20 protein-coding genes are annotated in these 26283 nt (G+C 70.3%); 12 read left to right on the plus strand and 8 right to left on the minus strand.

Features of this window, described 5'->3' with window-relative positions:
* Positions 1-206 precede the first annotated feature (206 nt).
* The 8 genes from ABTZ59_RS13445 to ABTZ59_RS13480 form a co-directional block, all read right to left on the minus strand.
* On the minus strand, positions 207-1208 hold the full coding sequence (locus tag ABTZ59_RS13445; RefSeq protein ID WP_351395445.1) for a substrate-binding domain-containing protein: 1002 nt from the start codon (positions 1206-1208) through the stop codon (positions 207-209).
* A 257-nt stretch (positions 1209-1465) separates the two neighbouring features.
* Positions 1466-3994, minus strand: a complete 2529-nt coding sequence (locus tag ABTZ59_RS13450) for a hypothetical protein (protein ID WP_351395448.1) — start codon at positions 3992-3994, stop codon at positions 1466-1468.
* Positions 3991-5721, minus strand: coding sequence for a phosphate ABC transporter substrate-binding protein PstS (locus tag ABTZ59_RS13455; protein ID WP_351395451.1), 1731 nt, complete (start codon positions 5719-5721; stop codon positions 3991-3993). Before ABTZ59_RS13455 ends, ABTZ59_RS13450 begins: the two co-directional genes overlap by 4 nt.
* Positions 5718-6998 (minus strand): phosphate ABC transporter permease PstA, encoded by a 1281-nt coding sequence (pstA, locus tag ABTZ59_RS13460; protein WP_351395454.1) that lies wholly within the window; start codon positions 6996-6998, stop codon positions 5718-5720. The genes ABTZ59_RS13455 and pstA overlap by 4 nt, the downstream gene beginning before the upstream one ends.
* An 81-nt stretch (positions 6999-7079) precedes the next feature.
* Positions 7080-8132 carry a phosphate ABC transporter permease subunit PstC gene (gene pstC, locus ABTZ59_RS13465; protein WP_351395457.1) on the minus strand — a complete coding sequence of 351 codons (1053 nt, stop codon included), beginning with the start codon at positions 8130-8132 and terminating at the stop codon, positions 7080-7082.
* 147 nt (positions 8133-8279) lie between these two features.
* Positions 8280-8672 carry a YegP family protein gene (locus ABTZ59_RS13470; RefSeq protein ID WP_351395460.1) on the minus strand — a complete coding sequence of 131 codons (393 nt, stop codon included), beginning with the start codon at positions 8670-8672 and terminating at the stop codon, positions 8280-8282.
* Positions 8673-8970: 298 nt separating this feature from the next.
* Positions 8971-10179 (minus strand): S8 family peptidase, encoded by a 1209-nt coding sequence (locus ABTZ59_RS13475; protein WP_351395463.1) that lies wholly within the window; start codon positions 10177-10179, stop codon positions 8971-8973.
* A 297-nt stretch (positions 10180-10476) separates the two neighbouring features.
* Positions 10477-11676, minus strand: a complete 1200-nt coding sequence (locus ABTZ59_RS13480; protein ID WP_351395466.1) for a prolyl oligopeptidase family serine peptidase — start codon at positions 11674-11676, stop codon at positions 10477-10479.
* A 155-nt stretch (positions 11677-11831) separates the two neighbouring features.
* Between ABTZ59_RS13480 and ABTZ59_RS13485 the strand changes: the two genes are divergently transcribed.
* The 12 genes from ABTZ59_RS13485 to ABTZ59_RS13540 all read left to right on the plus strand — a co-directional run bounded on the left by ABTZ59_RS13485 (position 11832) and on the right by ABTZ59_RS13540 (position 26193).
* A complete protein-coding gene (locus ABTZ59_RS13485; RefSeq protein ID WP_351395469.1) occupies positions 11832-12533 on the plus strand; it encodes a TetR/AcrR family transcriptional regulator in 702 nt (233 codons plus the stop codon).
* A 201-nt stretch (positions 12534-12734) separates the two neighbouring features.
* Positions 12735-14090 (plus strand): M14 family metallopeptidase, encoded by a 1356-nt coding sequence (locus ABTZ59_RS13490; RefSeq protein WP_351395472.1) that lies wholly within the window; start codon positions 12735-12737, stop codon positions 14088-14090.
* A 171-nt stretch (positions 14091-14261) separates the two neighbouring features.
* Positions 14262-14957 (plus strand): GntR family transcriptional regulator, encoded by a 696-nt coding sequence (locus tag ABTZ59_RS13495; protein ID WP_351395475.1) that lies wholly within the window; start codon positions 14262-14264, stop codon positions 14955-14957.
* 311 nt (positions 14958-15268) lie between these two features.
* The gene (locus ABTZ59_RS13500; protein WP_351395478.1) at positions 15269-16495 is read left to right on the plus strand and encodes an amino acid ABC transporter substrate-binding protein; all 1227 of its coding nucleotides are present in this window, start codon (positions 15269-15271) and stop codon (positions 16493-16495) included.
* Positions 16495-17379 (plus strand): branched-chain amino acid ABC transporter permease, encoded by an 885-nt coding sequence (locus tag ABTZ59_RS13505; protein WP_351395481.1) that lies wholly within the window; start codon positions 16495-16497, stop codon positions 17377-17379. The genes ABTZ59_RS13500 and ABTZ59_RS13505 overlap by 1 nt, the downstream gene beginning before the upstream one ends.
* Positions 17376-19304: a branched-chain amino acid ABC transporter ATP-binding protein/permease gene (locus tag ABTZ59_RS13510; RefSeq protein ID WP_351395484.1), complete on the plus strand. Its 1929-nt coding sequence runs from the start codon at positions 17376-17378 to the stop codon at positions 19302-19304. Before ABTZ59_RS13505 ends, ABTZ59_RS13510 begins: the two co-directional genes overlap by 4 nt.
* On the plus strand, positions 19301-20035 hold the full coding sequence (locus ABTZ59_RS13515; RefSeq protein WP_351395486.1) for an ABC transporter ATP-binding protein: 735 nt from the start codon (positions 19301-19303) through the stop codon (positions 20033-20035). Before ABTZ59_RS13510 ends, ABTZ59_RS13515 begins: the two co-directional genes overlap by 4 nt.
* Positions 20032-21033: an NAD(P)-dependent oxidoreductase gene (locus ABTZ59_RS13520; RefSeq protein ID WP_351395489.1), complete on the plus strand. Its 1002-nt coding sequence runs from the start codon at positions 20032-20034 to the stop codon at positions 21031-21033. The genes ABTZ59_RS13515 and ABTZ59_RS13520 overlap by 4 nt, the downstream gene beginning before the upstream one ends.
* A 4-nt stretch (positions 21034-21037) precedes the next feature.
* The gene (locus tag ABTZ59_RS13525; RefSeq protein ID WP_351395492.1) at positions 21038-22789 is read left to right on the plus strand and encodes a dihydroxy-acid dehydratase; all 1752 of its coding nucleotides are present in this window, start codon (positions 21038-21040) and stop codon (positions 22787-22789) included.
* Positions 22786-23694 (plus strand): fumarylacetoacetate hydrolase family protein, encoded by a 909-nt coding sequence (locus ABTZ59_RS13530; RefSeq protein WP_351395495.1) that lies wholly within the window; start codon positions 22786-22788, stop codon positions 23692-23694. Before ABTZ59_RS13525 ends, ABTZ59_RS13530 begins: the two co-directional genes overlap by 4 nt.
* Complete coding sequence (locus tag ABTZ59_RS13535) at positions 23691-25310, plus strand: FAD-dependent monooxygenase (protein ID WP_351395497.1); 1620 nt, start codon at positions 23691-23693, stop codon at positions 25308-25310. The genes ABTZ59_RS13530 and ABTZ59_RS13535 overlap by 4 nt, the downstream gene beginning before the upstream one ends.
* Positions 25311-25323: 13 nt before the next feature.
* Positions 25324-26193: a hydroxypyruvate isomerase family protein gene (locus tag ABTZ59_RS13540; RefSeq protein WP_351395500.1), complete on the plus strand. Its 870-nt coding sequence runs from the start codon at positions 25324-25326 to the stop codon at positions 26191-26193.
* The last annotated feature ends 90 nt before the right edge of the window (positions 26194-26283 follow it).

Raw genomic sequence — 26283 nt, forward strand, 5'->3', positions numbered from 1 at the left:
GTGTCGGTGTCGCGGCCGGTGCCGCGGTTGATGTCGGTGTCGGAAGTGACGTTGGTGTCGGAGGTGATGCCAGTGTCGGAGGTGACAGCGGTGTCGGAGGTGATGTCGGTGTCGATGTCAGCCGGAGATGGAACGGGATCGGGACACGCCGCGGGGCCGGGCACCTGGAGGGTGCCCGGCCTTGGCGTGGTGGGTGGGAACGCTGATCAGCGCTCGCCCTTCAGGGTGGTGGCGCCGCAGGCGGTGCCGATCGAGCCGAAGCCGAAGGCCGTGATGTGCGACGGCTGGCCACAGACCTTGGAGGCGGTGCCGACGAACGCGCTCACGACGTTGGGGTCAGCGGTGGTGCCGGTGATCTTGGGGGTCGGGACGACGTTGTAGACGTCACGGTTGTAGGGGAAGTTGACGTTCAGCGTGCCGTCCGCGTTGCGCGGCGCCACGGTGTTCACCTTGCCCAGGACGGTGACGCCGTGACGGTCGGTCACCACACCGTTGGTCTGGGCGATGTACTGGGCCACGGAGTACGGGGCGATGTCGCCGGCGCTGTCCAGCGCGGTGCCGTCGTGCTCCTGGACGGTGCCGTTGACGCAGGTGCCGATCTGGGCCTCGGTGACGCCGATCTTCTCCAGGAAGAAGGACCGCGTGCCCGAGCCCGACTGCGGCAGCAGCGGGGTCAGGGCGACACCGTTGTGCGTGGTCTTCACGCAGGTGTAGATGTCACGCAGGTTGGCGGTGGTCAGGTCCAGGTTGTTGTTGAGCGCGCTGTCCGAGCGGACCGCGACGGTCACCGCGTCCTTGGCGAACGGAATCCAGGTCAGCTTGGTGGTCGTCGTGTCCACCGGGCCCCGGGAGGAACGGGCGAAGTCGAGGCAGCCGGTGTTGTTGAGGACCGCGTTGCGCAGGGCGTCGATGCCGGCCGAGGAACCGTTGGGCCGGTTGATGACACAGCCGGTGGCGCGGGTCTTGATGGTGGCGGTGCCCGTCGCGTTGTAGGACGCGATGAGCTGACCGTCCGGGACACCGTCCGGGTCCGGGATGACCGCGCCGAGGCGGTTGAGGACGTCCTGCGTGGTGTCGGAGCCCACGCCGGCGAGCTGACGGTACTCACCGACCGCCGGGTCGGCGGAGGCTACGGGGGCCAGCAGGCCCACACCGAGTGCGGCGGCACCGACGACGGCGCCCAGGCGAGCACGGGACTTGACGTTCACTTCTTTTCTCCTCCGTGAATACGGATTTCGAGGAATGGACTGTCAAGAAGAATCCGGATTTCGTTCCGTCGACCCGTCGGCCGACGCCGTGAACATTTCCGCATATGCACAGTCCGAGACCACCAACTCCGCCGGATGAAAAGGTTACGGGGGCATTTCCTAGGAGACACCTGGAGAACTCACCACTGGTTATGGAGAATTCCCGGAGGGCGCTGAGCCGCTCCGGGTGTTCCCCTGGATCGGACGCTCGTTTCCTCCTATGTCACCCCGGGACCGCCCGCCGCCGTCGCCGCCCTGCGTGCCGAGAGCCGCAGCATGACGGGACCGGCGAGCGCGGCCACACCACCGACGACCAGGACGCCGAGCAGCACCCAGCGGACGATGCCGAGGACTTCGCCGGGGGTGAGCCCGCCGGAGGCGAGTCCGCTCTTCGAACCCGGGCCCGAGGTGCCCGCCCCCGCGCCCGGCGAGTTGGATGCCCCGGGAGTTCCCGTGCCCTCACCGCCCGTGGCCCCGCCGGCCCCGGCCGCTCCCGCGGACCCGGATCCGGCGCTGTCGCCGCCGCCGGCGTCACCACCGCCGGCGGAGCCGCCGGCCGCCGAACCACCGACGGTCCCGCCGTCGGCCGGCGGGGTGGTGGCGGGATCGGCCACCTTGCCGCGTACCAACTGGTCGGCGGCGGAAAGCGCCTGGTCACGCAGTGCCTTGGGGAGCGGGGCGTATCCGGGCGGCAGCTCGCCGGGCGCCAGTCCCTGGGTCTGTCCTTCGCCTGCCGCGTACCGGATGAGCCGCGCGTAGTCCTGGCGCGCGTCGGCGGGCTGGTCGACGGGGGCCATGGCGTAGGCGACCGCCGTCAGCGGATACGCGCCGCTCTTGGCGGTGGCCGGGCTCGGCGCCTTCACCCCCTTGACGGACGAGTCGGGCATGCGGGCGACGGCCTTGAGCATCGAGTCGGCGGTCGGCCGTACGTAGACACCATCGGCGTTCGGGAGCGCGGCGATGTCGAGCTCGTAGCGGGAGGCGGAGGCCGCGTCGACGACCCCGTACGCCCGCCGGGTCCCCGGGTTGCTGTCCGAGGGCACCAGTTTGATGCCCTGCGGGGAGCTCGGGTCGAGCGAGGCGAGGAAGGTGGCCCCGGTGGCTCCGCGCCTCACCCGCAGCGCGCCGTCGTGCATGTCGTTGGAGTACGGGGACTTCTCCAGCTGGCCGTACGCGATGGTGCGGTCGACGCCGTTGTCGGGCAGTGTCATGCGCGTCTCGGTCGTGTCGGCCTTCGGGAAGTCGAGCGGCGCTTCCGTGTCCAGACCCAGCGCCTGATAGAAGGGGTTCACCTTCATCCCCCACGGATCCGGCTTGCCCCGCAGGAAGTCCCGGGCCTCCGCGTTCGACTGGAGATAACGCCAGAGCAGGCTGTTGACATCCGAATTACCGGCCTGGAGGAGTATTCCGCCCGGACCGAGCTGGGGCTGTGTCGGTCGGTCGAAGTAGGGATTCAGTTTTATGAATTCCGGGTCGACGACAATGGATTGCGCGTTCCCCTTCAGATGATCCGGGACCGGATGCTGAAAGCCGACCTGCCGGATGTCATAGGGGTAGGAGCCGGTCACCAGTTTGGCGAGCAGCCGTGCGCTGAGTTTCAGATCGCGCACCTGGCCGGCCTCCGCGTCCTCCCAGAAGAAGCCGACCGTGAGCGCGCTGACCGCTACCGGCGCGTACACCAGGCCGGTCGCTTCCTCGACCGGGGCCACCGTGATGCCCATCCCGGGCGAGGTCGATGTGGGCTTCTCGATGAGGCGACGCGCGTAGTCCTCGGCGGCCTGGCTGTAGGTGAACCGCGCGTCGGCGCCCGCGCACAGCGTGGCCTGCCAGGAGGTGATGGCGTCGGTCAGCAGCTCGGAACCGATGACACGTCGCTCCGCCTTGTCCGCCGGGCAGGTGTTGCCGACCGGGCCGAACTCCATGGGAAAGACGAGTCGTTGGTCCCAGTTGGACTGGCTGAGCGCGGAGGTGTGCACACCGTCGCCGGCGTTGACGGTGCCGTCCGGATCGTGCTCGCCACGGGGGACGACGACCAGCCAACATTTCCTGGGCTTTCCCGCGCCGGCCGCGCCGGTGACATCGCCGCAGCCCAGGTAGGGGGCCTCGATCGCGGACTTCACCTCGAAGACGGCCTCACCGCTGCCGTCGCTCCGGGTCCTCAGCCACGGCTGGGCGTTGGTGTCGTTCTTGCTGAAGTAGGTGGCGTCGGAGGGCGAGTCGGTCGGATCGCCCTGGAGCGGCTGGAACGGAACGAACGGGTTGTTGTCCCCCGCGTCCGTGTACGTCTTCTCCAGCGGATCCGTGTCCTTCGGCAGCGTGCGCTGGCTCATCCAGTGGGTGCCGGCGTTGTTTCCCCCGAACTCGCACTGCTCCCGGTTCGGGCCCGCCGGGTCGTCTCCCCAGCACTGCATGATCTGGAGGAAGTTCCGGTAGCCGTCCGCGGTCGGCACGGCGGGACCCTCCCAGGTCACGTCGACCCCCTGGGCCCGCAGGTTCTTCGTCTGGTGGACGGTCACCTTGAGGCCGGAGAAGTCGTCGTACTGTCCCTTCTTGCCGGTCAGTGTCATCGCGGAGTCCGACGCCGCCTTCGTACCGCTCCCCTGCTCCGCGGCCTGTGCCCGGTCCGTGCCCGGAGGCAGCGGTACGAGCGCGACGACCAGGGCGGCGAAGAGCGCCCCGACGCCGACCCGCACCCGCCGGGAGACCCTGGATCCGCCTTCTCTCGCAGGGAGTTGACGGGAGGTCATATTGATCCCTCCCGGCGGCGGGCCCGTGCGGCGAGCGCGCGTGCGGTCAGCGGCGGGCCGACGACCACGCCGACGAGAAGCAGCGCGGAGAGCGCCATCAGCGCGCCGCGCAGCCCCGTCGCCTCGTTGGAGGCGAGAGTGACCGGGTTCCCGACCACCGAGGAGTCACCGCCGCCGGCGCCGTCGCCACTGATCAGCTCGCCCGTATCGGGGTCGATGGCACCGCCGGACCCGCCTGCCGCGGCCCCCGGCTCAGGGGAGCCGTCGGCGCCGCCCGTGGCGCCGCCGGTGCCACCGGTGGCCCCGGTGCCGCCGGTGCCCGCGGTGGAGCCGCCCGTACCACCGGAGCCGCCCGTACCTCCCGAACCGCCGCTGCCCGAACCGCCGTTGGAGCCCTGGGCCGAGGGCTTCACCGGGGTCTTCGTGCCCTTGGCGCCCGCCGTGCCGTCGGAGCACTGGGTCGGGCCCCTCTTGTCACAGGCCTTCGGCTGCGGCGCGTTCTTGGCGAGCGTGTTGGTCCCGTCGGAGGAGAAGGTGGGGTTGCGGCAGGAGTTGATATTGATCTTGTCGGTGGGCGCGCCGGGGATACGCCGTACCTGCTCGAAACCCGCCTGGACGAGGTTCTTCGGCAGCGGGGAGTACCCCAGCTCCTCGGCGATCTGCTGGCCGTCGCAGAGGAAGTAGTTGGCGAAGGTGCCCAGCGAGAGGCCCTTCTCCTTGGTCATCGGGTTCTGCTCGCCCGCCAGCGAGGTAGGAATGATCATGTAGCTGTAGCTGGAGAGCGGATAGGCCCGGGCGTCCTTGGAACCGTAGACGCCGTCCAGGATCTGGGTCAGATAGTTCGTGGAGCTCTTGTCCGGGTTGATCTTCGCGCCGAGCAGCCCCACGGCGACGCTGGACGCGGTGGGTTCGATGTAGAACCCCTTGTCGTTGAGCATCTTCGCCACCGGGAAGCCGGTCGAGATGGCGTACGAGTACTCGACATAGGTGATGGCGCCCTCGGCCTGGCTCTGCTTCACATAGCCGGAGACACCGAGCGATCCGGACTTGGCGATCGTGGAGGTGCCGGGCACCATCGGGAAGTACGAGGTGAGACCGCACGGGGTGGCGCGTCCGGCGCGGGCGCAGTAGTCGTTCCAGGCCCCGGAGTGCTCCTTGGACAGCCAGGTGGTCAGCTGCGCCGTCGTACCGGAGCCGTCGGAGCGTACGACGGGCACGATCCGGCGGGCCGGGAGGGTGAGGCCCGGGTTGTCGGCCCTGATCTCCGCCGCGTTCCACATGGTGATCTTGGAGGTGAAGATCTTGGCGAGGACATCACCGGAGAGCCGCAGGTTGGTGACCCGCTTGCCGCCGATCTTCAGGTTGTACATGAAGGCCGTACCACCGGCCACGATCGGCATATAGGCGTAGCCGCGCTTGGGCGGGGCGTCGGTGACCCCGCCCTCCTTGAGACCGTAGGGAATCTCGGAGACACCGAAGTCGACGGAGCCGTTTCTGAACTGCTCCCGACCGTTGGAGGATCCGGTCGCCGCGAAGTTGACGGTCATACCGAAGTTGGAGGCGACATTGCGGCGCCACTGGTCCAGTGCGTTGGAACTCCAGGTGGAGCCGGCACCGTTGATCTTCGGGTAGGTCACCGCCCAGGCGGGCGGCGGGCCGACGGCGAGCAGCGCGCAGAGCAGCGCGGCCAGCCCCATGGCCAGTCGGGAGACGGTCGCGGGTCTCACGGGGTACTCCTGTTGGGCTTGACGGCGGGTACGGAGGAAGTCGGTGCGGACGAGGTGGCGGCAGCCGCGTGGCCATGCGTACGGCTCGCGAAGCGCTCGGCGTCACGGCGCGAGGCGAGCACGCGACGGTGGGTCTGACGGCGCGTCAGCTTTCCTGGCGCGCGCCCGCCGATGAGCCGGGCGAGGACGAACAGCAGCAGCACCAGCGCCATCAGGGTCGCCGCGGTGCCGAACCCGCGCGCGATCATGGAGGGTTCCGGCGACTTGACGAACTCGAAGGTGGCCAGCGGCAGCGAGACCTGCGGCCCGTTGAACGGGTCGGCGTTCATCTCCGCGGTGAAGCCCGCGGTCAGCAGCACCGGGGAGGTCTCGCCCACCCCGCGCGCGGTGCCGAGGATCACCGAAGTGGTCAGTCCCGAGCGGGCGGTGGGCAGCACCACATGCCAGGCGGTCCGCCAGCGTGAGGTGCCCAGCGCGTACGACGCCTCGCGCAGCGAGCCGGGCACCAGCCGGATCACCACATCCGCGGCCCGGATGATGATCGGCAGCATCATCACACCGAGCGCCAGGGAGGCGGCGAAGCCCGACTTCCCGGTGCCCAGGGCGAGGATCGCGGTCGCGTAGATGAACAGGCCGGCCACGATGGACGGCAGCGCCGTCATGGCCTCGACGATGGTACGGACGAACCGCGCGAACCGGCCGGGCACCTCATTGAGGAAGACCGCGCAGACCAGCCCGGCGGGCACGGTGAGCACCAGCGCGATGAGAATCTGCTCCAGGGTGCCGACGATGGCGTGCAGGATGCCACCGGCGCTCAGCGGGTCGAGAGGGCCCGCGAGGGTCATGTCCTCGGTGAAGAAGTTCAGATGGGGCAGCGCCTTGCGGCCTTCCCACAGCGTGTAGACGATCACGAACGCCAGGGCGACGACCATGACCAGGCCCACCGAACGGACGATCACCCCGGCGAGCCGGTCCCGGACGGTGGGCCCGTCCTCGTCGAAGGAGACCAGCAGCGCGTAGAGGCCGAGGAAGAGTACGTATCCGATGACCAGGAAGCCGATCACACCATTGAACGGCAGCAGCCATACGTAGAGCAGCGAGGTCAGAGCGATGGCCGCGGCGGCGGAGCCGAACAGCGCGTAGGTGTCCGTGGCACGCCTCAGCGCCAGGGAGCGCCGCCGCTCCCCGGCCGGTTCCACGGGCCGCGGCCTGCTCGCGGGCAGGACGGTACGCCGCTCCTTCGCGAGGGACGGTGGCGACTCGGGTGCGAGGGTCATGACGGGCGGGTCCCCTTAGGACAGGGTCTGGACATCGGCGAGGGCTCGGGCAGCGGACGGGACATGGGCACCGGACAGGACCTAGGCATCGCTGGTCGCGCCGGAGCGGCTGCGCGCGACGATGGACGAGGCGACGAAGTTGACGACGAGGGTCATCACGAAGAGCGCGAGACCGGCCGCCATCAGCGCGGACATCCCGAACTGGCTGGCCTCCCCGTACCGCAGCGCGATCAGTGAGGAGACGGAGCTGGTGCCGCTCTGGAGGATGTGCCACTGGATCTGGAAGACCGGCGAGATGATCAGGTAGACGGCGATGGTCTCGCCCAGGGCGCGGCCGAGTCCGAGCATGGTGCCGCCGATCATGCCGCCCTTGCCGAACGGCAGGACGACGCTGCGGATCATCCCCCAGCGGGTGGCGCCGAGCGCGTAGGCGCCCTCGCGCTCACCGGCCGGAGCCTGGGTGAAGACCTCGCGCATCACCGAGCAGATGATCGGCGCGACCATCAGCGCGACCACGATGCCCGCGATGAGGGTCGAGGAGGTGTAGACCGTCTCGGTGGAGAGCGGATCGCGCGGATCGGCGCCGACGACACTCAGCGGCGGGAACCAGCCGAAGTAGGTGGCGATCCAGCGGGCCGTGGGCAGCACGGCGCCCTCGAAGAAGAAGAGCCCCCACAGTCCGTAGACGACACTCGGCACGGCCGCCATCAGGTCGACCACGCTGATCAGCGTCCCGCGCATGGCGGGCGGCGCGTATTCGGAAATGTAGAGCGCTCCGCACACCGCGAGCGGCACCGCCACCAGGATCGCCACCAGCGCGATCAGTACGGTGCCGACGATGACGGCGGCGATACCGAAGCGGCCCGCGTCCGGCTCCCAGGCCTCGGTGGTGATGAAGGACCAGCCGGCCCGTTCGAGCGCCTGCCACGCGCGGTACAGCAGAAAACCGCCCACCAGCAGCATCACGGCGAGCACGAGACCGCCGCCGCCACGGGCCACACCGCGGAAGATCCGGTCGGGCAGCCCGGGGTCGACGTAGAGCCCACGCGGCCCTTCGGCGGCGGCCATTCTCTCGGTCGCGAGCCCAACGGATCCGTGGGCGGCGGCCGTTCGCTCCCCTGTTCGTCTCAGCACACCCATGACGCTCACGGGGCGCGGTTGACACGCAGGCATCTTTATATGAACGAGGCGCCTCTTAGAGGCAACTTCCGATGACGAACGTGTGCCCGTACGGTGCGGAGAGCCTGTAGTTCCGCGCCTGGTACACCCGCCGACGGGGCGTCAGCTCCCGCTCCAGGGAACCTCGCCGCTCTCCCCCAACTCCCTCAGCAGTTCGCGGAATCGGGTGTACGCGACCCGGCAGGTCGAGTACCGCTCGTAGGAGCGGGCGGACACGATGGTCCGGCGTCCGCTCTCGTCCCGGACGATCCACATCCAGCCATTGGCCTCCGCCGTGTGCTGAACCCCTCCGGTCAGCGCCGCGTGCCGCCTGCACACCTCCTCGAACGCGCCGCGGCACCGCTCGTACGACGCGAAGGCCAGCGCCGATACGGCGACCACCCGGCCGTTCTGCGCCACCACCCGCCATCGGTAGCGGCCCTCCGCGTCGATGTCGGTCTGACAGCGCAGCCCGGCGGCACTTCTTAATCTCCCGCTCTCGTCGGCAGATCTCATGTCCCTGCGTCCCCACCCCTGCCGCTCGTCCCTGTCGGACCGCGCATACGGCCCGTGGAGCGGCAGGTGCAACCTATTGAGGCGATCGTTACGGGCGGGATGCAAACGACTCCATGGCGCAAGGATTCGCCGGGAAGTTGCCTCTAGGCCACCGATTCTTCGCCGGAGTCGCGGGGGTCGCCGGGGCCGACGGAGCCCTCGCGCGGCCGGCGGAGCCCGCCTGCCGCTGTCGGACAGAGAGGACGCCCGGCGCCATGTGGTCGGCGCCGGGCGTCACGTTCTCAGCTGGTCCGGTGGGTTACGGGACTATGCGCAGGAGCTTGTTGGGCGAGCCGGTGCCGGGGTTGGTCACCACCCCGTTGGTGGCGCCGTTCACCAGGGCCGCGGCAACCTGGGCCGGGGTCGCGGTGGGGTGTCCCGCGAGGTAGACGGCGGCGGCTCCGGCCACATGCGGTGTGGCCATCGACGTGCCGGAGATGCTGCTGGTGGCGGTGTCCGAGGTGTTCCAGGCACTGGTGATGGCGCTGCCCGGAGCGAAGAGGTCCACGCGCGCGCCGAAGTTGGAGTAGCTGGCGCGGGCGTCGGTGCTGGTCGTCGCGCCGACGGTGATCGCGTCCGCGACCCGGGCCGGCGAGTAGTTCTGGGCGTTCGCCGCGGAATTACCGGCGGCGACCGCGTAGGTCACACCGCTGTTGATGGAGTTCTGCACGGCGGTGTCGATCGCGGCGTTGGCGCCGCCGCCCAGCGACATGTTCGCCACCGACCGAGCGGCGTGGTTGTTGGTGACCCAGTCGATACCGGCCACGACCTGGGCCGTGGTGCCCGAGCCCGCGTTGTTGAGCACGCGCACGGCGACGATCCTGGCCTTCTTGGCCACGCCGTACGACGTGCCCGCGGCGTTGGCCGCCACGTGTGTGCCGTGGCCGTTGCCGTCCTGCGCGACGTTGTCGTTGTCGACGGCGTCGTAGCCGTTCGAAGCCCGTCCGGCGATGTCCTGGTGGGTGATGCGGACGCCGGTGTCGATGACGTACACGGTCGTGCCCTCACCGGCGGTGTCCGGGTAGGTGAAGCTGTTGTTCAGCGGCAGCGCCGCCTGGTCGATGCGGTCGAGGCCCCAGGACGGCGGGTTGGTCTGGGTGGCGAGTGTGTGGACCTCGCGGTCCTGGAAGACCTTGTCGACCGCCGGGTCGGCGGCGAGTCTGCGTGCCTGCGCGGGCGAGAACTCCGCCGCGTAGCCGTTGAGGGCGGCCGTGTACGTGCGCTTGACGGTCCCACCGTACTCGGACACCACGCTCCGGCCCGCGGCCGAGGCGGACTTGAGGCCGGCGGTCTTCTTCAGCGTGACGATGTAGCTGCCTTGCACCGCGTCCTTGGCATCGGCGCCGACGACCGTACCCACGGCGGGGGCCGCCTGGGCGGGAACGGCGAGGGCGGTCATGGCCGCAGCCGCCGCTGCCGCCGTGATCGCCGCGGCGATCCGTGTCTTGGTGGTACGCAACACTGCCATCGTGAGGGATCCTCCTCATCGGGTGCGCTGGGGTGCGTGCGCAACGTGGGGGCACATACGGGACGTATGCGTGGGGAGCGGACCGCGTGGTTCCTGAGACCGCCCGCTAAGACCTTCGCTGAGACGGCGTCAGTCGACAAGAGGTCCGACCGGATGTCATAGCCATGACATGGTCACGCAATACCCCCGTAGTGAGGACGCGCCTGCTCGGGGACGCTTCGAGACACAAAGAGGCGCCGTATCAAGCCAGTTGGACAGGGCGGGCGCACTCCGCCCCGAGCCGTGGCGAGGTCCGGCTCAGCCGCGCAGCCGCTCACCCAGGAACCGCACCATGATCCCCACCGCCTGCTCGGTCGTCCACGGGAGCCCTGCCTCGGCGGCGCCCATGAAGGCCAGGTCGCCGTGGTCCGCGCCGGTGAGTACGTAGCGGGTGCTGTCGACCCCCTTGGCCCGTAGCGCGTTGTGCAGCAGCAGGGTCTGACTGGGCGAGACCAACCGGTCCGCGCTTCCGTGGAAGAGGAGGAACGCGGGGTCCGAGGAGTCGGCGTATGTCGCCGGGTTGGCGCGGGCCACCGCCGCGGGGTCGTCCGTGACCGACTTCTTGGTGCCCGGCCCGTAGACCCACGCGGCGGCCGAGTTGCCAGGGGTCACATTCGCCTGCCGAGCGGCGGTGTCGAAGTCGGCGCCGATCCTGGCGAGGTCCGAGGGCCCGAACTTGTCGACGACCGCCTGGACATCGCTGCTCTCGTCGAGATGGTCACCGGCGTCGAACCGCTCGACGCCCTGGGTGGTGCCGACCATGGCGGCGAGATATCCACCGGCGGACTCGCCCCAGACCGCGACCTTCCCGGCATCGATTCCGTACTCGTCGGCGTGGGCGCGGAGGTAGCGGATCGCCGACTTCACATCCGCGACACCCTCCTCGTAGGTGGCGCGGTCGGAGGTGGTGCGGTACTCGATGGAGGCCACCGCGTAGCCCTGTTCGGCCACATAGGTCCGCTGGTCCAGCGCGCCGCTCTTGTCCGCCCTGACGAACCCACCGCCGGGGACGTAGACGACCAGCGGCTTCCTGCCGTCCGTTGCGGGGACTTGGATGTCCAGCTTCAGTTCGGTCTTCTTCCCCGCCGCCGACGGCGTCGCGTAGACGATGTCGCGGTGGGCCTTGACCGCCACCTTCCCGCACCGGATCTGGGCGCCGCCCGCGGTGATGACGGTGCTCGTGCCGGTGTCGCCGGGCGCCACCGATGTGGCGAAGGGGAGACTCGGCGCACCGCCGGGGGCCGCACCGCCGGGGGCCTCGTCGCCGGGGGCCTCGTCGCCGGGGGCCGCACCGCCGGAGGGTGGCGTGACCGAGGGACGCGGGCACTGAGCCGTCGACGCCGTGGGACCTCCGGTCGTACCGGACGACTCGCTCCCGCCGTCCGTCGAGCATGCCGCGAGAGCGAGGCACAGCGCTATCGATCCGCCGAGGATCGCACCCCTGGTCCGCCTGGCCATGGTTCTCCTTGTGTCGCGCTCCGATGAAGTGGAGAAGTAATCTCCGGTTCGAGTCCCACCATAACAGTAAGCGGAGATCGCTTCTCCACTTCACGCTTCGGACATAGGATCAACCGGAGAAGACCTCACCCGTTCCAGGAGTCCGGACGACCGACATGGCGCCACGAGCACAGCCGGAGCAACCGGACCGGCCGCTACGGCGAGACGCCGAGCGCAACCGCCGGCGGATCATCACCGCTGCCCACGAGGTGTTCCGGGAGCGCGGGACCGGAGCCACCCTCGACGATGTCGCCGCCCGGGCCGGCGTGGGCGTGGGGACCGTCTACCGGCGCTTCGCCAACAAGGAAGAGCTGGTGGACGCGCTCTTCGACGACATGATCGACAACGTCGAGGCGCTGAGCCGGGAGGCGGCCACGGACCCGGACGCCTGGCACGCGCTGGCCACGAGCCTGGAGAAGGTCTGTGAGATCCAGACGTTCGACCGCGGACTGCGCGAGGTCATGCTCGGCACCGGACAGGGACCGAAGCGCCAGGCGCGGGTCCATGAGCGGATCAAGCCCGCCGTCGACCAGCTGATCGCCCGCGCGAAGGAACAGGGCACACTGCGCCAGGACTTCAAGGGCTTCGATCTCCCCATGATCCAGCTGATGGTCGCGGCGATCACGGATCACACCGGACACCCCGAGCTGTGGCGGCGCTATCTCCGGCTGCTCCTGGACGGCATGCGGGCGGCACCGGGCGCGGCCACGCCGCTGCCCGAGTCCGCGCTCGGCGACGGCGATCCCGCCGAAGCGATCGCCGCCCGACCCGTGACACTCCGGGACGCGCACCGGACCAAGGACTGCCCCGCGACCTGACACCACACCGAGCGGACCGGCGGGACCGGCGGGACCGGCGGGACCGCCAGAATCCGGACGCGTACCGCACCGGCCAGAACGTGTAACTCCCCCTTTGCCCGCCGTATGCGCACCCTTGACCCGGTCATGCCAAAGCCTCACGATGACCCCGGGCACGTACTGCGTGCCCGCACCCCCACAACTCCCCATCCAGGAGACTTCATGCGGCTCCGAATACGCGGCAGCGGCGCCTCCGGTCGCAGACGGACAGCCACCCTGGCCGTCGCGCTGACCCTGACTCTCGGCGTCACGGCCACCGCCACGGCCACCAGCGCCGATTCCACTCCCCCGTCGGCCGCCGCCAGAGCCACGGCCGCGGACGAGGACATCCAGCAGTACGAGATCGTCATGCACGCGACGTCCGCGACGCGCACCGCGCTCGCCAGGACCGGTGTGACGATCGACGCGTCCGACAGTGAGAGCGTGGTCGTCTCCGCCGACCCGGCACAGGTGAGGAAGCTCCGCGCGCTCGGCTACGCGCCGACACCGCTGGGCGCCGCCCCGGACCGTACCCTGAACGGCGCCGTCACGCCGTTCGACTTCCCCTCGGCGGACTCGAATTACCACAACTACGCCGAGATGACGAGCGAGATCAACTCCGTCGTCGCCGCGAACCCGGGCATCGCGAGTCAGCGGGTCATCGGCACCACGTACCAGGGCCGGAACATCACGGCCATCAAGATCAGCGACAATGTCGCCACCGACGAGAACGAGCCCGAGGTCCTCTTCACCCACCATCAGCACGCGCGCGAACATCTCACCGTCGAGATGGCGCTGTATCTGCTGAAGGAACTGACCTCCGACTACGGCACCGACTCACGCGTCACCAACATCGTCAACAACCGCGAGATCTGGATCATCCCGGACCTCAACCCGGACGGCGGCGAGTACGACATCGCCACCGGCTCCTACCGCAGCTGGCGCAAGAACCGGCAGCCCAACTCGGGCTCCACCGCGGTCGGTACGGACCTCAACCGCAACTGGGCCTACCGCTGGGGCTGCTGCGGCGGCTCCTCGGGCAGCGCCTCGTCGGACACCTACCGGGGCAGCGCCGCCGAGTCCGCGCCCGAGGTGAAGGTCGTGGCGGACTTCGTACGCGGACGGGTCGTCGGCGGTACACAGCAGATCAAGGCCGCGATCGACTTCCACACCTACAGCGAACTGGTGCTCTGGCCCTTCGGCTACACCACCGCCGACACCACCACCGGAATGACCCTGGACGACCGCAACGCCTTCGCCGCCGTCGGCCAGAAGATGGCCGCCAGCAACGGCTACACGCCCGAGCAGTCCAGCGACCTCTACATCACGGACGGCTCGATCGACGACTGGCTGTGGGGCACGCACAAGATCTTCGGATACACCTTCGAGATGTATCCGTCCTCGGGCGGCGGCGGTTTCTACCCGCCCGACGAGGTGATCACCCGCGAGACAAGCCGGAACCGCGACGCGGTACTGCAACTGCTGGAGAACGCGGACTGCATGTACCGGTCCATCGGCAAGGAATCCCAGTACTGCTGACCGGTCCCCGCCGACCGGCCCTTGGGGGCGCCTCCGTTCCCGACGGAGACGCCCCCTCGTTCGCGTGCTTTCCCGCGCATGACCCGGCCGGCCCCCTACGTGGGCCGGCCGACACCGCATATGGCCCTGCCGGCATTGCGGCGTCGAATGAATGCAATGTATACGTTGACCATGCTTTCATCCGGCGACCGTCCCGCAGAGCGTCCAGGGGTCCACAACCAGGCCGAACTGGCCTACCGGCGACTGCGCGAGCGGCTGATCTCCGGGCACTACCACCCCGGGGATCGTCTCACCGAGCTGGGTATCTGCGACGACCTGGGTATGAGCCGGACCCCGGTCCGTGAGGCGCTGCGCCGTCTGCAGAGCGACGGCCTCGTGACCTCCACGGGCCGGGGTGTGGTGGTCAGCTCCCTCTCCCCACAGGAGATGCTGCACGCGACACAGGTCCATGGAGCGCTGGACGCCCTCGCCGCGAAACTCGCCGCCGCCGCGCAGCGCGACGGAATGCTGTCGCCCGCCCAACTCGGCGCGCTCAAGGACGCGTCCCGCCGGGTGGAGGAGCGCGGCGAGGCGGCCGACGCGCCGGGGGCGTGGCGCGCCAATCTCGACTTCCACATGATGCTGGCCCGGCTCTCGGGCAATCCGCTGCTGGAGGACGCGCTCGACCGCATCTGGGCCCGGTTCGCCATCGTCAGCCTCAGCAACATCAGCAGGCGAGCGGACCTGAGGCCCGTTCAGCACGAGGCCATTGTCCGCGCGATCATCGACGGCGATCCGCAGGGCGCGGAGGCCGCCGCGGCCGAGCATGTACGGGAAGCCGCGGCCATGTACGGCGAGAACCACCGGGACGGCGACACCCGGGGCTGACGAGCCGACGACCGGCGGCCATTCGCACGGCCCGCAAGACCCGCACAGCCCGCACAGCCCGCACAGCCCGCACAAAGGGTTACCCCCCGGTAGAACCTTTTCCGGTCGATCCATGACCGACGCCTTGCCGCCCCTTGGCACGCAATGTATACATTGCACATCGAGCATGCAGGGGCTCCAGGCGGGCCTCATGGCGCAAGGGACATGCGCCGGCAACAGCCTCCGGGCCGGCGCCCCGACGCCCACGTCACCCGCGCGCCGGCCCGGTGAACCCTGACCGCAATCACGATCACCAACCCGAGGTGAGTGTCATGCCAGGATTCGGCCGGAGCGGACGACGGCGAACGGCGATGATCAGCACGGCGGCCGCGACGCTGCTCGTGGCGACCGCGTGCTCGGGGTCGGCCGCGGACGACGGCGGCTCCATCAAGGTCGGCGCGTCGCTCCCGCTGTCCGGGCCCGTCGCCGACGCCTCCAAACCCGCGTACGAGGGCTACAAGGTCTGGCTCGACGAGGTGAACAAGGGCGGCGGGCTGCTGGGGCGGCGGGTCGAACTCAAGGTCCTCGACGACGGCTTCGACCAGAACACCGTGGTCACCAACTACAACCGCCTCATCAGCCAGGAACGGGCCGATCTGCTCCTCGGCACCTTCTCCTCGAAGCTCAACCTGCCCGCCTCCGCGGTGGCCGAGCGCAACAAGATGCTCTACGTCGAGCCCTCGGGCGGCGCCTCGGAGATCTTCACCCGTGGCTACGACTATCTGTTCTTCGCGCAGCCGAGCACGTCGGTGGATCTTCCGGAGCAGTTCCTCGCGTGGCTCACCGCGCTCCCGGCCGACCAGCGGCCCAGGACAGCGGCGTACCCCACGCAGGACGACCCCAACACGGATGTCGTCGTCGAGGAGTTCCGCGAGGAGCTCACCAAGCTCGGAGTGAAGAGCGTCTACAGCGAGAAGTACGCGCCGGAGACCGTGAACTTCGACTCCATCGCGGGCGCCGTCGCCCGTGCGGAACCCGATCTGGTCATCCATGGCGCGGTCGGCACCGGCGACGGCGCCGGATTTGTGAAGGGGCTCCAGAAGCAGCGGTTCAGCCCGAAGATCCTCTTCCAGACGAACAGCCCGAGCGTCACCGGGTCGTACCCCCGGGCCATCGGAGCGAAGAACACCGAGGGCATCTTCACCACGGCCGCCTGGAGCCCCAAGGCCGACTACCCGGGCAACGCCGAGTTCGTCGAGAAGTACACGGCGGCCTACGGCGCCGCTCCCAGCGACGACGCGGCCAACGCCTACACCGCCGGTCAGGTACTGGAGGCGGCGGTGAAGGCGGTGGGCAGCCTGGATCAGGACAAGCTGGCCGACTGGCTGCACTCCCACACCGTGCAGACCATCGTCGGCCCGCTGGAGTGGGACGAACGCGGGGTGCCCAACGGCGACATGCTGCTCGCGCAGTGGCAGGACGGGGAGTTCCAGATCATCGCCCCGGAGAGTCAGAAGACCGTCGACTCGGTCGTCAACCCCAAGCCGGAGTGGTCCTGATGGCGCAGCTGCTCCAGGCCATCGTCCTCGGGCTGCTCGTGGGCGGGGTCTACGCGCTGGTCGCCGCGGGGATGAACCTGATCTTCGGGGTCATGCGGGTGGTCAACCTCGCCCAGGGCGGCATGCTCATCCTGAGCGCCTATCTGACGTACACCCTGTGGAACGCGACCGGACTCGACCCCCTGCTGCTGGTGCTCATCACCACGCCGTGCCTGCTCGTCGTCGGCTGGGCCACGTACTACGTCTTCATCGAGCGCTCCCGTACCACCGACCCGTCGATGGCACTGGTGACCACCTTCGGCCTCACCCTTGTCACCAAGGGTGTCATCGCGCTGATCTGGGGAAACGAAGCGCGCTCGGTGACTCCGGGGTACGCCGACCGCTCGTTCTCCGTGCTGGGGATCAGATTCCCGCAGGCACAGGTGTACGCGTGTCTGGTCGCGGCGGTGGTGCTCGCCGGGCTGTATCTGCTGCTCCGGCGCACCTGGCTCGGGCAGTCGATCCGGGCCACCGCGGGAAGCGCGGAGGGTGCCCGGCTGATCGGCATCGAGGTGCGCGGTGTCTGGGCGGCGTCCTTCGCGATCGGGGTGGCCGCGGCGGGCGCGGGCGGCTCGCTGCTCAGCGTCCTGTACCCGTTCATGCCGAGTTCGGCAGACCACTGGATCGGGCTGATGCTCGCCATCGTCGTGCTCGGCGGTATGGGCAGCCTGCCCGGCAGTGTGCTCGGCGCGCTGGTCATCGCCCTCGCCGAGTCGCTGACCTCCGACTATGTCTCTCCCGACTGGGCCAGTGCGGTCCCCTATCTGGCCATCATCCTGGTGCTTGTCGCTCGCCCGCAGGGCCTGCTGGGAACCCGGCTGCGAGAGGACACGAGCCGCGCATGAACGAGCCGCACAAGAACGAGCCGCGCGAGAATGCGCGGCCCACGAACGAGCCGCGCGAGAAAGTGCGGCGCACGAACGAGCCGCGCACAAAGGGCAATCGGCCGGGGGCGGCTGCCATCGGGCTCGCCGCCGTGTTCCTCGCCGTACTGCCCCTGGTGTCCGACAACGCCTATGTCCAGAACATGGCCATCATGGCGTTCCTGCTGGCCATCATGGCGTCCGGCTGGAACATCATCTCGGGTTACGCGGGCTATGTGTCACTGGGCCAGAGCGCCTTCCTCGGCATCGGCGCGTACACCACCGCCCTGCTCTCCCTCCACTTCGGCCTCTCACCGTTTCTCGCGGCCCCCGTGGGCGGGGTGGTCGCGGCCGGCGCCGCGCTGCTGCTCGGACTGGCGGGCCGGCGTACCCGCGGCATCGCCTTCGTGATCGTGAGCTTCGCCTTCCTGGAGTTCACCTCGCTGCTGACCTCCAACTGGTCCTCGCTGACCAACGGCAATCACGGACTCGCGCTGCCGCTGCCGAGCTGGGACCGCGCCTATCTCAACTGGCCCTTCTACTACGCGTTGTTGGCGCTGTTGGCGCTGACCGTGTGGGGATCGTGGGCGATCCGGCGCTCCACGTTCGGCATCGGGCTGATGGCGATCCGCGACGACGAGGCGAAGGCGGACGGCATCGGCGTACGGACCGACCGCCACAAGATGCTCGCCTTCGCCGCCTCCGCGTTCCCCATCGGAGTCGCGGGCGGTGTCTACGGGTACTACATCGCGTTCCTCGAACCGGCCGCGATGTTCGACATCGTCATCGCCATGCAGATCGTGCTCGCCGCCCATCTCGGCGGGGTGGGCACCCTGTGGGGGCCCGTCCTGGGCGCCTTTCTGCTGGAACCGCTCAACCAGTTCACCAACCAGAGCCTGAGCGGCCCCGATGCCGGGTCCTGGCGTCTGATCATCTACGGCGCCCTGCTCGCGGCGATCGTGCTGTTCTTCCCCAAGGGCGTGCTCACGGAGGTGCCGGCCCTGCTGGCCCGCCTCCGGCGCACCGGCACCGGGCCCAAGGCCCTGGCGGGCAGCCGGCCGGCTCCCGAACCGGAGAGGCTGCCCGCGTCCGCGCGGGTCCGGCCCCGGGAAGCGGCCGATCCTGAAGGCGTGCCCCTGCTGCGGGTGACCGGCCTGGACAAGGCGTTCGGCGGTGTGCACGCGGTCGACCAGTGCTCGTTCACGGTCGAGCGGGGCTCGATCACGGGTCTGATCGGCCCCAATGGCTCGGGAAAGACCACGGTGTTCAATCTGCTCGACGGAAGCCTGGGCGCCGACGGCGGCAGCGTCCAACTCGGCACCCGCCGAATCGACACGCTGCCCCGCTGGCAGCGCGCGCACGCGGGGCTGGCCCGTACCTTCCAGTCCACCCGGGTCTTTCCGCGCCTCACGGTTCTGGAGAACCTGGCCGTCCCCAGCCGCGGCTTCTCCACGGCCGGAGCGCGCGGGGCGGTCGGCGGCAAGGACGCGGCCCTGGCCCGTGAGTGGCTGGACTTCGTCGGGATGGGCGCGTACGCGGATCACGAGGCGGGCGGACTCTCGTACGGACAGCAGAAGCTGGTCGAACTCGCCCAGGCGCTGATGCTACGGCCGGAGCTGCTGCTTCTGGACGAACCGGCCGCCGGGATCAACCCGGCGCTCGTGGACCGGCTGAGCGGCATCGTCCGGGCGCTCAACGAGGCCGGTACGACCGTGGTGATCGTCGAACACAACATGCCCTTCGTGCTCTCGCTCTGCGACCACATCCATGTCCTCGCCCAGGGCGCGGTCATCGCGAGCGGTCCGCCAGGACGGATCGAGCGGGACCCGGCCGTGCTGGACGCCTATCTCGGTGACCACGCCGTGCGGCCGCACGGCGACGAGACGATCTCGGGAGCCATCGCGTGATCACATTCAACTCCCTGGTGGCCGGCTACGGACGGGCCGGCGACATTCTGCGCGGGGTCGATTTCTCCGCCGCCGAAGGTGCCATCACCTGCGTCGTCGGTCCCAACGGCGCCGGGAAGTCGACGGTGCTCAAGGCGTGCAGCGGACTGCTGCGCCCCCGAAGCGGCCGGGTTCTGCTCGGCGACGAGGAGATCGGCGGGCTCTCCCCGGCGCGGATCCTGCGTCGCGGTGTGGTCCAGGTCCCACAGCACCACGGGTTGTTCCCCGCCCTCACGGTACGGGAGAACGTCCTGCTCGGCGCGTACGCGCAGCGCCGCGAACGGGAGCGCAACAGGCGCCGCTACGAAGAGATCACCGCCGTCTTCCCGCTGATCGCCGAACGCGCCGGGGACAGGGCCGCGTCCCTCTCCGGCGGGCAGCGCCGCATCGTCGAGTTCGCGCGGGCGCTGATGCTGCGCCCCAAGGTCGTCCTGCTGGACGAGCCGACGCTCGGTCTCGACCCCACGGCGTGCGCGCGGCTGGCCGATTCGATCTCCACGCTCAACCGGGAAGGGGTGACGGTGCTCATGGTCGAACAGAACGTACGCTTCGGCCTCGCGCTCGCGGACGACGCCGTTGTCATGGAGGGCGGCCGGGTCCTGCACACCGGACCGGCCGACGCGCTGCTCGCCGACCCGGACATGGGGCGGCTGTTCTTCGGCGGCGCCCCCGCACGGCGGGCGGCGTCATGAGCGCGCCGGCACGGGTCGGGTTCACCGGTGCGGGCGTGATGGGTCTGCCGATGGCCCGGCGGCTGCTGGCCGCGGGGCACCAGGTCATGGTGTACGCGCGGACGCCCGCCAAGGCCCAGCCGCTCGTGGAGGCGGGCGCCGACCGGGCCGCCACCCCCGCGCGGATCGCCCGGGACTGCGAGGTGGTGATCGGCTGCCTTCTCGATGAACAGGCCGTACGCGACGTCTACTTGGGCGAGAACGGACTACTGTCGGCGGCGCGCCCGGGGCAGCTTTTCGTCGAGCACGCCACGATCGCCCCCGCGCTCGCCCGTACCCTCGCCGGGCACGCGAAGCGGCGCGGGGCCGGTTTCCTGGATGTGCCGGTGACGGGCGGGCCGCAGCGCGCCCGCGACGGGCTGCTGACCGGGATCGCCGGCGGCGACGCGGCCCAACTGGCGTCCGTACGACCGCTGCTGGGCGTCTACTGCTCGCAGATCGTCCATGTCGGCGCGGTGGGCAAGGGCCTTGAGCTGAAGCTCGTCAACCAGCTGCTCGTCAGTGTGCATGTCGCCGCCGCGGCGGAGGCGGCGGCGCTGCTCTCCCGGCTCGGGCTGCCGCCTCGGGAGAGCGAACGGGTGCTGATGTCCGGCTGGGGCGCGAGCGCCATGCTCGACTACTGTCTGCCCGCCGCACTCACCCCCTCGGACGCGGTGTCGGGCGCCACCATCGGCGGGCTCGTACCGGTGCAGAGGCTGGTGGCCGACCTGGCGGCGCGGTCGGACGTTACGCTCCGGGTGTTCACCGCGGCGTGCGGTCCGTTCAACGCGCTGGCGCGGGCGGGGGCGGGGCGCCGGGATCTGGCCCAACTGGCCCGCGCCTACGATCCCGTACCCCCGGCCGGGTCCGGTCCTGAGCCCGGTCCCGGGGCCGGTCCTGAGCCCGGTCCCGGGGCCGCCGCCGGCCCCGCCACCACAACCGGCTCCGGTGGCACCGACGGCCGCGCGGCGGGGTGGTGACGGCATGTCACAGCACAGCACGCGCCCATGGAACGGCGAGGCGTTCACCGCGGCGGACCGCGACGGCTTCACCCACCGCGCCTTCCTGCGCGGCGCCGGACACAGCGAGGCGACCGTACGCGCCCGTCCGGTGATCGGGATCTGTACGTCCTGGAGCGAACTCAACCCGTGCAACCAGGGGTTGCGGAAACTCGCCGAGCGGGTCAAACACGGGGTGATCGCGGCCGGAGGCCTCCCGCTGGAGTTTCCGACGATCTCACTCGCCGAACCGTTCATCCGGCCGACCACGCTCTATCTGCGCAATCTGATGGCCATGGACGTCGAGGAGATGATCACCGCGTCCCCGATCGACGGCGTGGTGCTGCTCGGCGGCTGCGACAAGACCGTACCGGCCCAGCTGATGGGCGCCCTCAGCGCGGGAAAGCCCGCCGTGGCCCTCGCGGCGGGCCCACGCGCCACCGGGCGGTGGGCCGGGAAACCACTGACCATCGACGATCTGTGGACGCTCTCCGACGAGCGCCGCACCGGCGCGCTGGACGATGCCCGCTGGTCGCGGCTGGAGGGCTGTCTCGTCCCCGGCGCCGGCACCTGCAATGTGCTAGGCACCGCCGTCACCATGGCGCTGGTCGCGGAGACCTTGGGCATGGCGCTGCCGGGTACGAGCCTGCTGCCCGCCACCAGTGGGGCGCGGGCCGCCGCCGCCGAGAAGACCGGGCGGCGCGCGGTCGAGCTGGCCCGCGCCGGTCAGGGTCCTGACGCGTACATCACCCCCGCCTCGCTGGAGAACGCCTTCCGGGTGCTGTGCGCCGTCGGGGGTTCCACCAACGCCGTCATCCATCTCGAAGCGATTGCGGGCCGTATCGGTCAGCGGCTCGGCCTCGACGCCATGGCCGAGTGGAGCGGAACCACCCCCCTCCTCACCGATGTCCGCCCCTCGGGACCGCACCTGCTGGAGGAGTTGGAGGACGCGGGCGGGCTCCCGGCGGTGCTCCTGGAGCTGGCGCCGCTGCTGCGCGCCGACGCGCTGTCCGGCACCGGTGAGCCCTGGCACCACGTGCTGGCACGGACCGTACGGCACGAGAGTCCGGCGCTGCGGTCCGCGTCCGACCCCGTTCTCGCGTCGGGTTCGCTGGTGATGCTGCGCGGCAGCCTGGCGCCGGACGGGGCTGTCATCAAGCGCTCGGCGGCCGATCCCCGGCTGTGGCACCACCGCGGTCGCGCGGTCGTCTTCGACGGTCTCGCCGATCTGCACGCACGGGTCGACGCCCCGGGGCTGGACGTGGACGAGGACTCCGTGCTCGTCCTGCGCGGAGCCGGTCCGGTGGGCGGTCCCGGCATGCCCGAGGTCGGCCAACTACCCATCCCCGCGAAGCTGCTGCGCCGGGGCGTCACCGACATGGTGCGGATCTCCGACGCCCGGATGAGCGGTACCGCCTCCGGCGCCGTCGTTCTCCATGTCGCGCCCGAGGCTGCCGTGGGCGGCCCGCTCGCACGGGTGGCGGACGGCGATCCGATCGTCCTGGATGTCACCACGGGACGGCTCGACCTCGACGTCGACGCGGCCGAACTGGCCGGGCGCCAGCCGATCTCCGGGGCGGGGGCCGTCGGGCCGGGAGCCGGGGCCGCACCACCCGCGCGCGGCTACGCCTCGCTGTACCGGCGGCACGTCCTGCAGAGCTCCGAGGGCTGCGACTTCGACTTCCTGCGGCACGCCGCGGCCATTGCCCACCGAACCGACCGAGGAGACCCCTCATGAAGATCGTCACATTCGGCCCCCCGCGCGCCGAGCAGACCGCCGTCCTGCTGGACGAGGACCAGCTCGTACCACTGGCCCCGCTGCTGACCCGACTGGGCCTGCCCGTCCTGGACACCAACGGCTTCCTCGCCTTCCTGGACCATCTCCAGCCGCTCATCGAGGAGGCGCTGACCGGACCCGTCGCCCGGATCGACGCCACCACCACCCGGCTCGGTCCGCCCGTCCCCCGCCCGGAGAAGATCATCGTCGCGGGCGGCAACTACCAGTCCCATGTCGACGAGGCGGCGGGCATGAAGGACGCCCCCTCCCCCTCCGAACCCCTGCTGATCTTCAAGCCGTCCAACACGGTCATCGGGCCGCACGACACGCTCGTACGCCCGCGGCAGAGCGTCCAGCTCGACTACGAGACGGAGATCGCCGTCGTCATCGGGCGCGGCGGCCGGTACATCTCCCGCGAGAAGGCGTACGACCATGTTGCCGGTTACATGATCGGCAACGATGTGACGGCGCGGGACATGGCGTTCAAGGACATCGAACTGAGCCCGCTCTTCTCGCAGATCACCCGGGCCAAGGGCATCCCCACCGGCGCGCCGTTCGGCCCCTGGCTGGTCACCAAGGACGAGATCCCCGACCCGCACGATCTGCGGCTGCGCTGCTGGGTCAACGGCGAACTGCGCCAGGACGGTTCGAGCGCGGAGATGATCGTCGACATTCCCGGGCTGATCGAGGACTTCAGCAAGGTCCTGGAGTTCACGCCCGGCGACATCATCTACACCGGTACCACCACGGGGTGCGGCGCCTTCCAGGACCCGCCGCGCTTCCTGTTCGGCGGGGACAGCGTGCGCATGGAGATCACCGGTCTCGGCGTCATGGAGACCCCGGTCGCCGACGAGAGCGCCCGATGACCCTCCCCGACGGGCATACGGACGTCCTTGTCGTCGGGGGCGGTCCCGTGGGTCTGAGCGCGGCGCTGCTCGCGTCACGGCTCGGCATCCGGGCCACGCTCGTGGAGCGCCATCGGGTCCCGTACGCCCATCCCAAGGCCCGGGGGGTGCGCACGCGCGCGATGGAACTGTTCCGCCTCTGGGGAATGGAGGGGGAGATACGCGGGCGCGCTCCGGCGAACCCTCGGCACGGCTTCGTCTACTGCCAGTCGCTGAGCGGCGCGGAGTACGCACGTACCCCGGCGGGCGACGAGGACGGCGCGCTGAGCCCCAGCGGCCCCTGCCGAGTCCCGCAGGACGAACTGGAGCGGATACTGCGGGCCCGGGTCGCGCGGGCCGCCGGAGTCCGGGTGCTCTTCGGCAGTACGGTGACGGATCTGCGGCAGGACCGGGGCGGGGTGCGCGCGACCGTCGAGGACACGGACACCGGGGGGACACGGACCCTCACCGCGGGCTACGCCATCGCCGCCGACGGGGCGGGGAGCGGCGTCCGGCACGGCCTCGGGATCGGGCTCACCGGTGACTCGCTCGGCTACTGGCAGAGCGTCTACTGGCACGGCGACATCTCCCGGCTCACCAAGGACCGCGGCGCGATCCAGTATCTGACGGCCGCCCCCGACGGGGGATTCGTCACCGTGGCGCCGGTCGACGGACGCGAGCGCTGGATCACCTTCCGGATGCGGCCGAGAGACGCCGGGGACCCCGGCAGGCTGACCGATCCGCAGGCGCGTGAGCTGGTCAGGAGCTCGGTCGGTGAGGACATTCCGGTGGAGGTGGTCAGTACGGCCACCTACGAGGTCGCGGCGAAGGTCGCGGACACCTACCGCGACGGGCGCGTCTTCCTGGCCGGCGATGCCGCGCATGTGTTTCCGCCGACCGGCGGCTTCGGGCTCAACACCGGTGTCCAGGACGCCCACAATCTGCTGTGGAAGCTCGCGCTGGTCCGGCTGGGCCGGGCCGGGGACCGGCTGCTCGACACCTACGAGGCCGAGCGGCGTCCGGTGGCGTTCTCCAACGCCCGGTGGAGCCAGGAGAACGCGGAGCGCTTCGACGACGTGTGGCGGTCGATCGTGAGCGGGGCGCCGGCGGGCGACGCCACGGCGCGTCAGCGCGGTCATCTGGCCGCGCTGGAAAGGGACTTGGGGTTCCGCTACCCGCACGGCGCGCTGGTAGGGGAAGGGCCGGAGACGACGGACGCAGACGCGTTCACCGCGGCGGTCGGCAGACGCGCCCCGCATCTGTGGGTGGACGACGGCGAGCGCCGGATGTCCAGCCTGGAGATCTTCGAGGGCGGTTGGACACTGCTGTACGGCGCGGACGGCGCCCTCTGGAGCGACGCCGCGCGCGGCGCGGGCCGGAGCCTCCGGCTGCCGCTGCGTGCGTACCGCGCGCCAGGACCGCGCTTCGGTGTCGACCAGGAGCGCTTCGACCGGCTGTACGGTCTGCGACCCGGCGCCGCGTTGCTGATCAGACCCGACGGGCATCTTGCATGGCGCGCTCCCGCTGATCCCGCCGGGCGCCACCGGGATCTGCTGGCCCAGGCGTTGCGGCGGATCCTCCGGCGGGAGACCCCATGACGGAGACACGCTCATGACGGAAGCGCCGTTCGGAAGGGACCGGTACGCGCTCAATGTCTCCCTGGTCCTGGCCGGCCTCCCGGTCGCCGAGCGCCCGGCCGCCGCCGCGGCGGCCGGGTTCGGCCGGATCGAGATGTGGTGGCCGTTCGCCACCCCGGCTCCCACGTCCGACGAGATCGGCGCGGTGCGTGACGCGCTGAGCCGGGCGGGCGTTCACCTGGTCTGCGTCAACATCGACGGGGGCGATCACGGCGCCGGGGAGCGCGGGCTGCTGGCCGATCCGGGGCGCCGGGCCCGGTGCGAACGAAGCGTACTGGCGGTGCTGCGGCTCGCCGCGGACACCGGATGCCGGCTGGTCAACCTGCCGTACGGCAACCGCGATCCACGCGTACCGGTGGCGCTCCAGCACCGTACGGCCTACGAGAATCTGCTGTTCGCGGCCGGGAAGGCGGCGGCCGAGGGGGTGACCGTCCTCCTTGAACCGCTCAACTCCACCGATAATCCCGGCTACTTGCTGCCGGATGCCGACGGCGCCGCGCGGGTGCTTGAGCGGGCCCGGGAGGCGGGGGCCGGGAATGTGGGCATGCTGCTGGACGTGTACCACGTCGCGAGGGCGGGCCAGGACCCGGCGCTGACGATCGCCCGCCACGCGCCGCTGATACGGCATGTCCAGTTCGCCGACACCCCGGGGAGGAGCTGTCCGGGTAACGGGGACATCGACTTCGCCCGGGTACGGCGGACCCTGCTGACGGCCGGTTACGAGGGTTCCGTGGGGCTGGAGTTCAGCCCCGTACCGGATACCGCCACCGCGCTGCGGGCCGCCCGGCGCTTTGTCGGCGCGCCGACCGCCCGAAGGGCGGGGCACCGACCGGACAGGACCTAGACGAGTAAGTCCGAAGGCTTGGTTAGTGGTCGTAGGCGGTTAGCGAGCGTGTGATGGTTCGGCCGGTGTTGCGGTTGTGCCAGATCGCGG

The sequence above is a fragment of the Streptomyces sp. NPDC094034 genome, from assembly GCF_040303865.1.
Classification (GTDB): domain Bacteria; phylum Actinomycetota; class Actinomycetes; order Streptomycetales; family Streptomycetaceae; genus Streptomyces.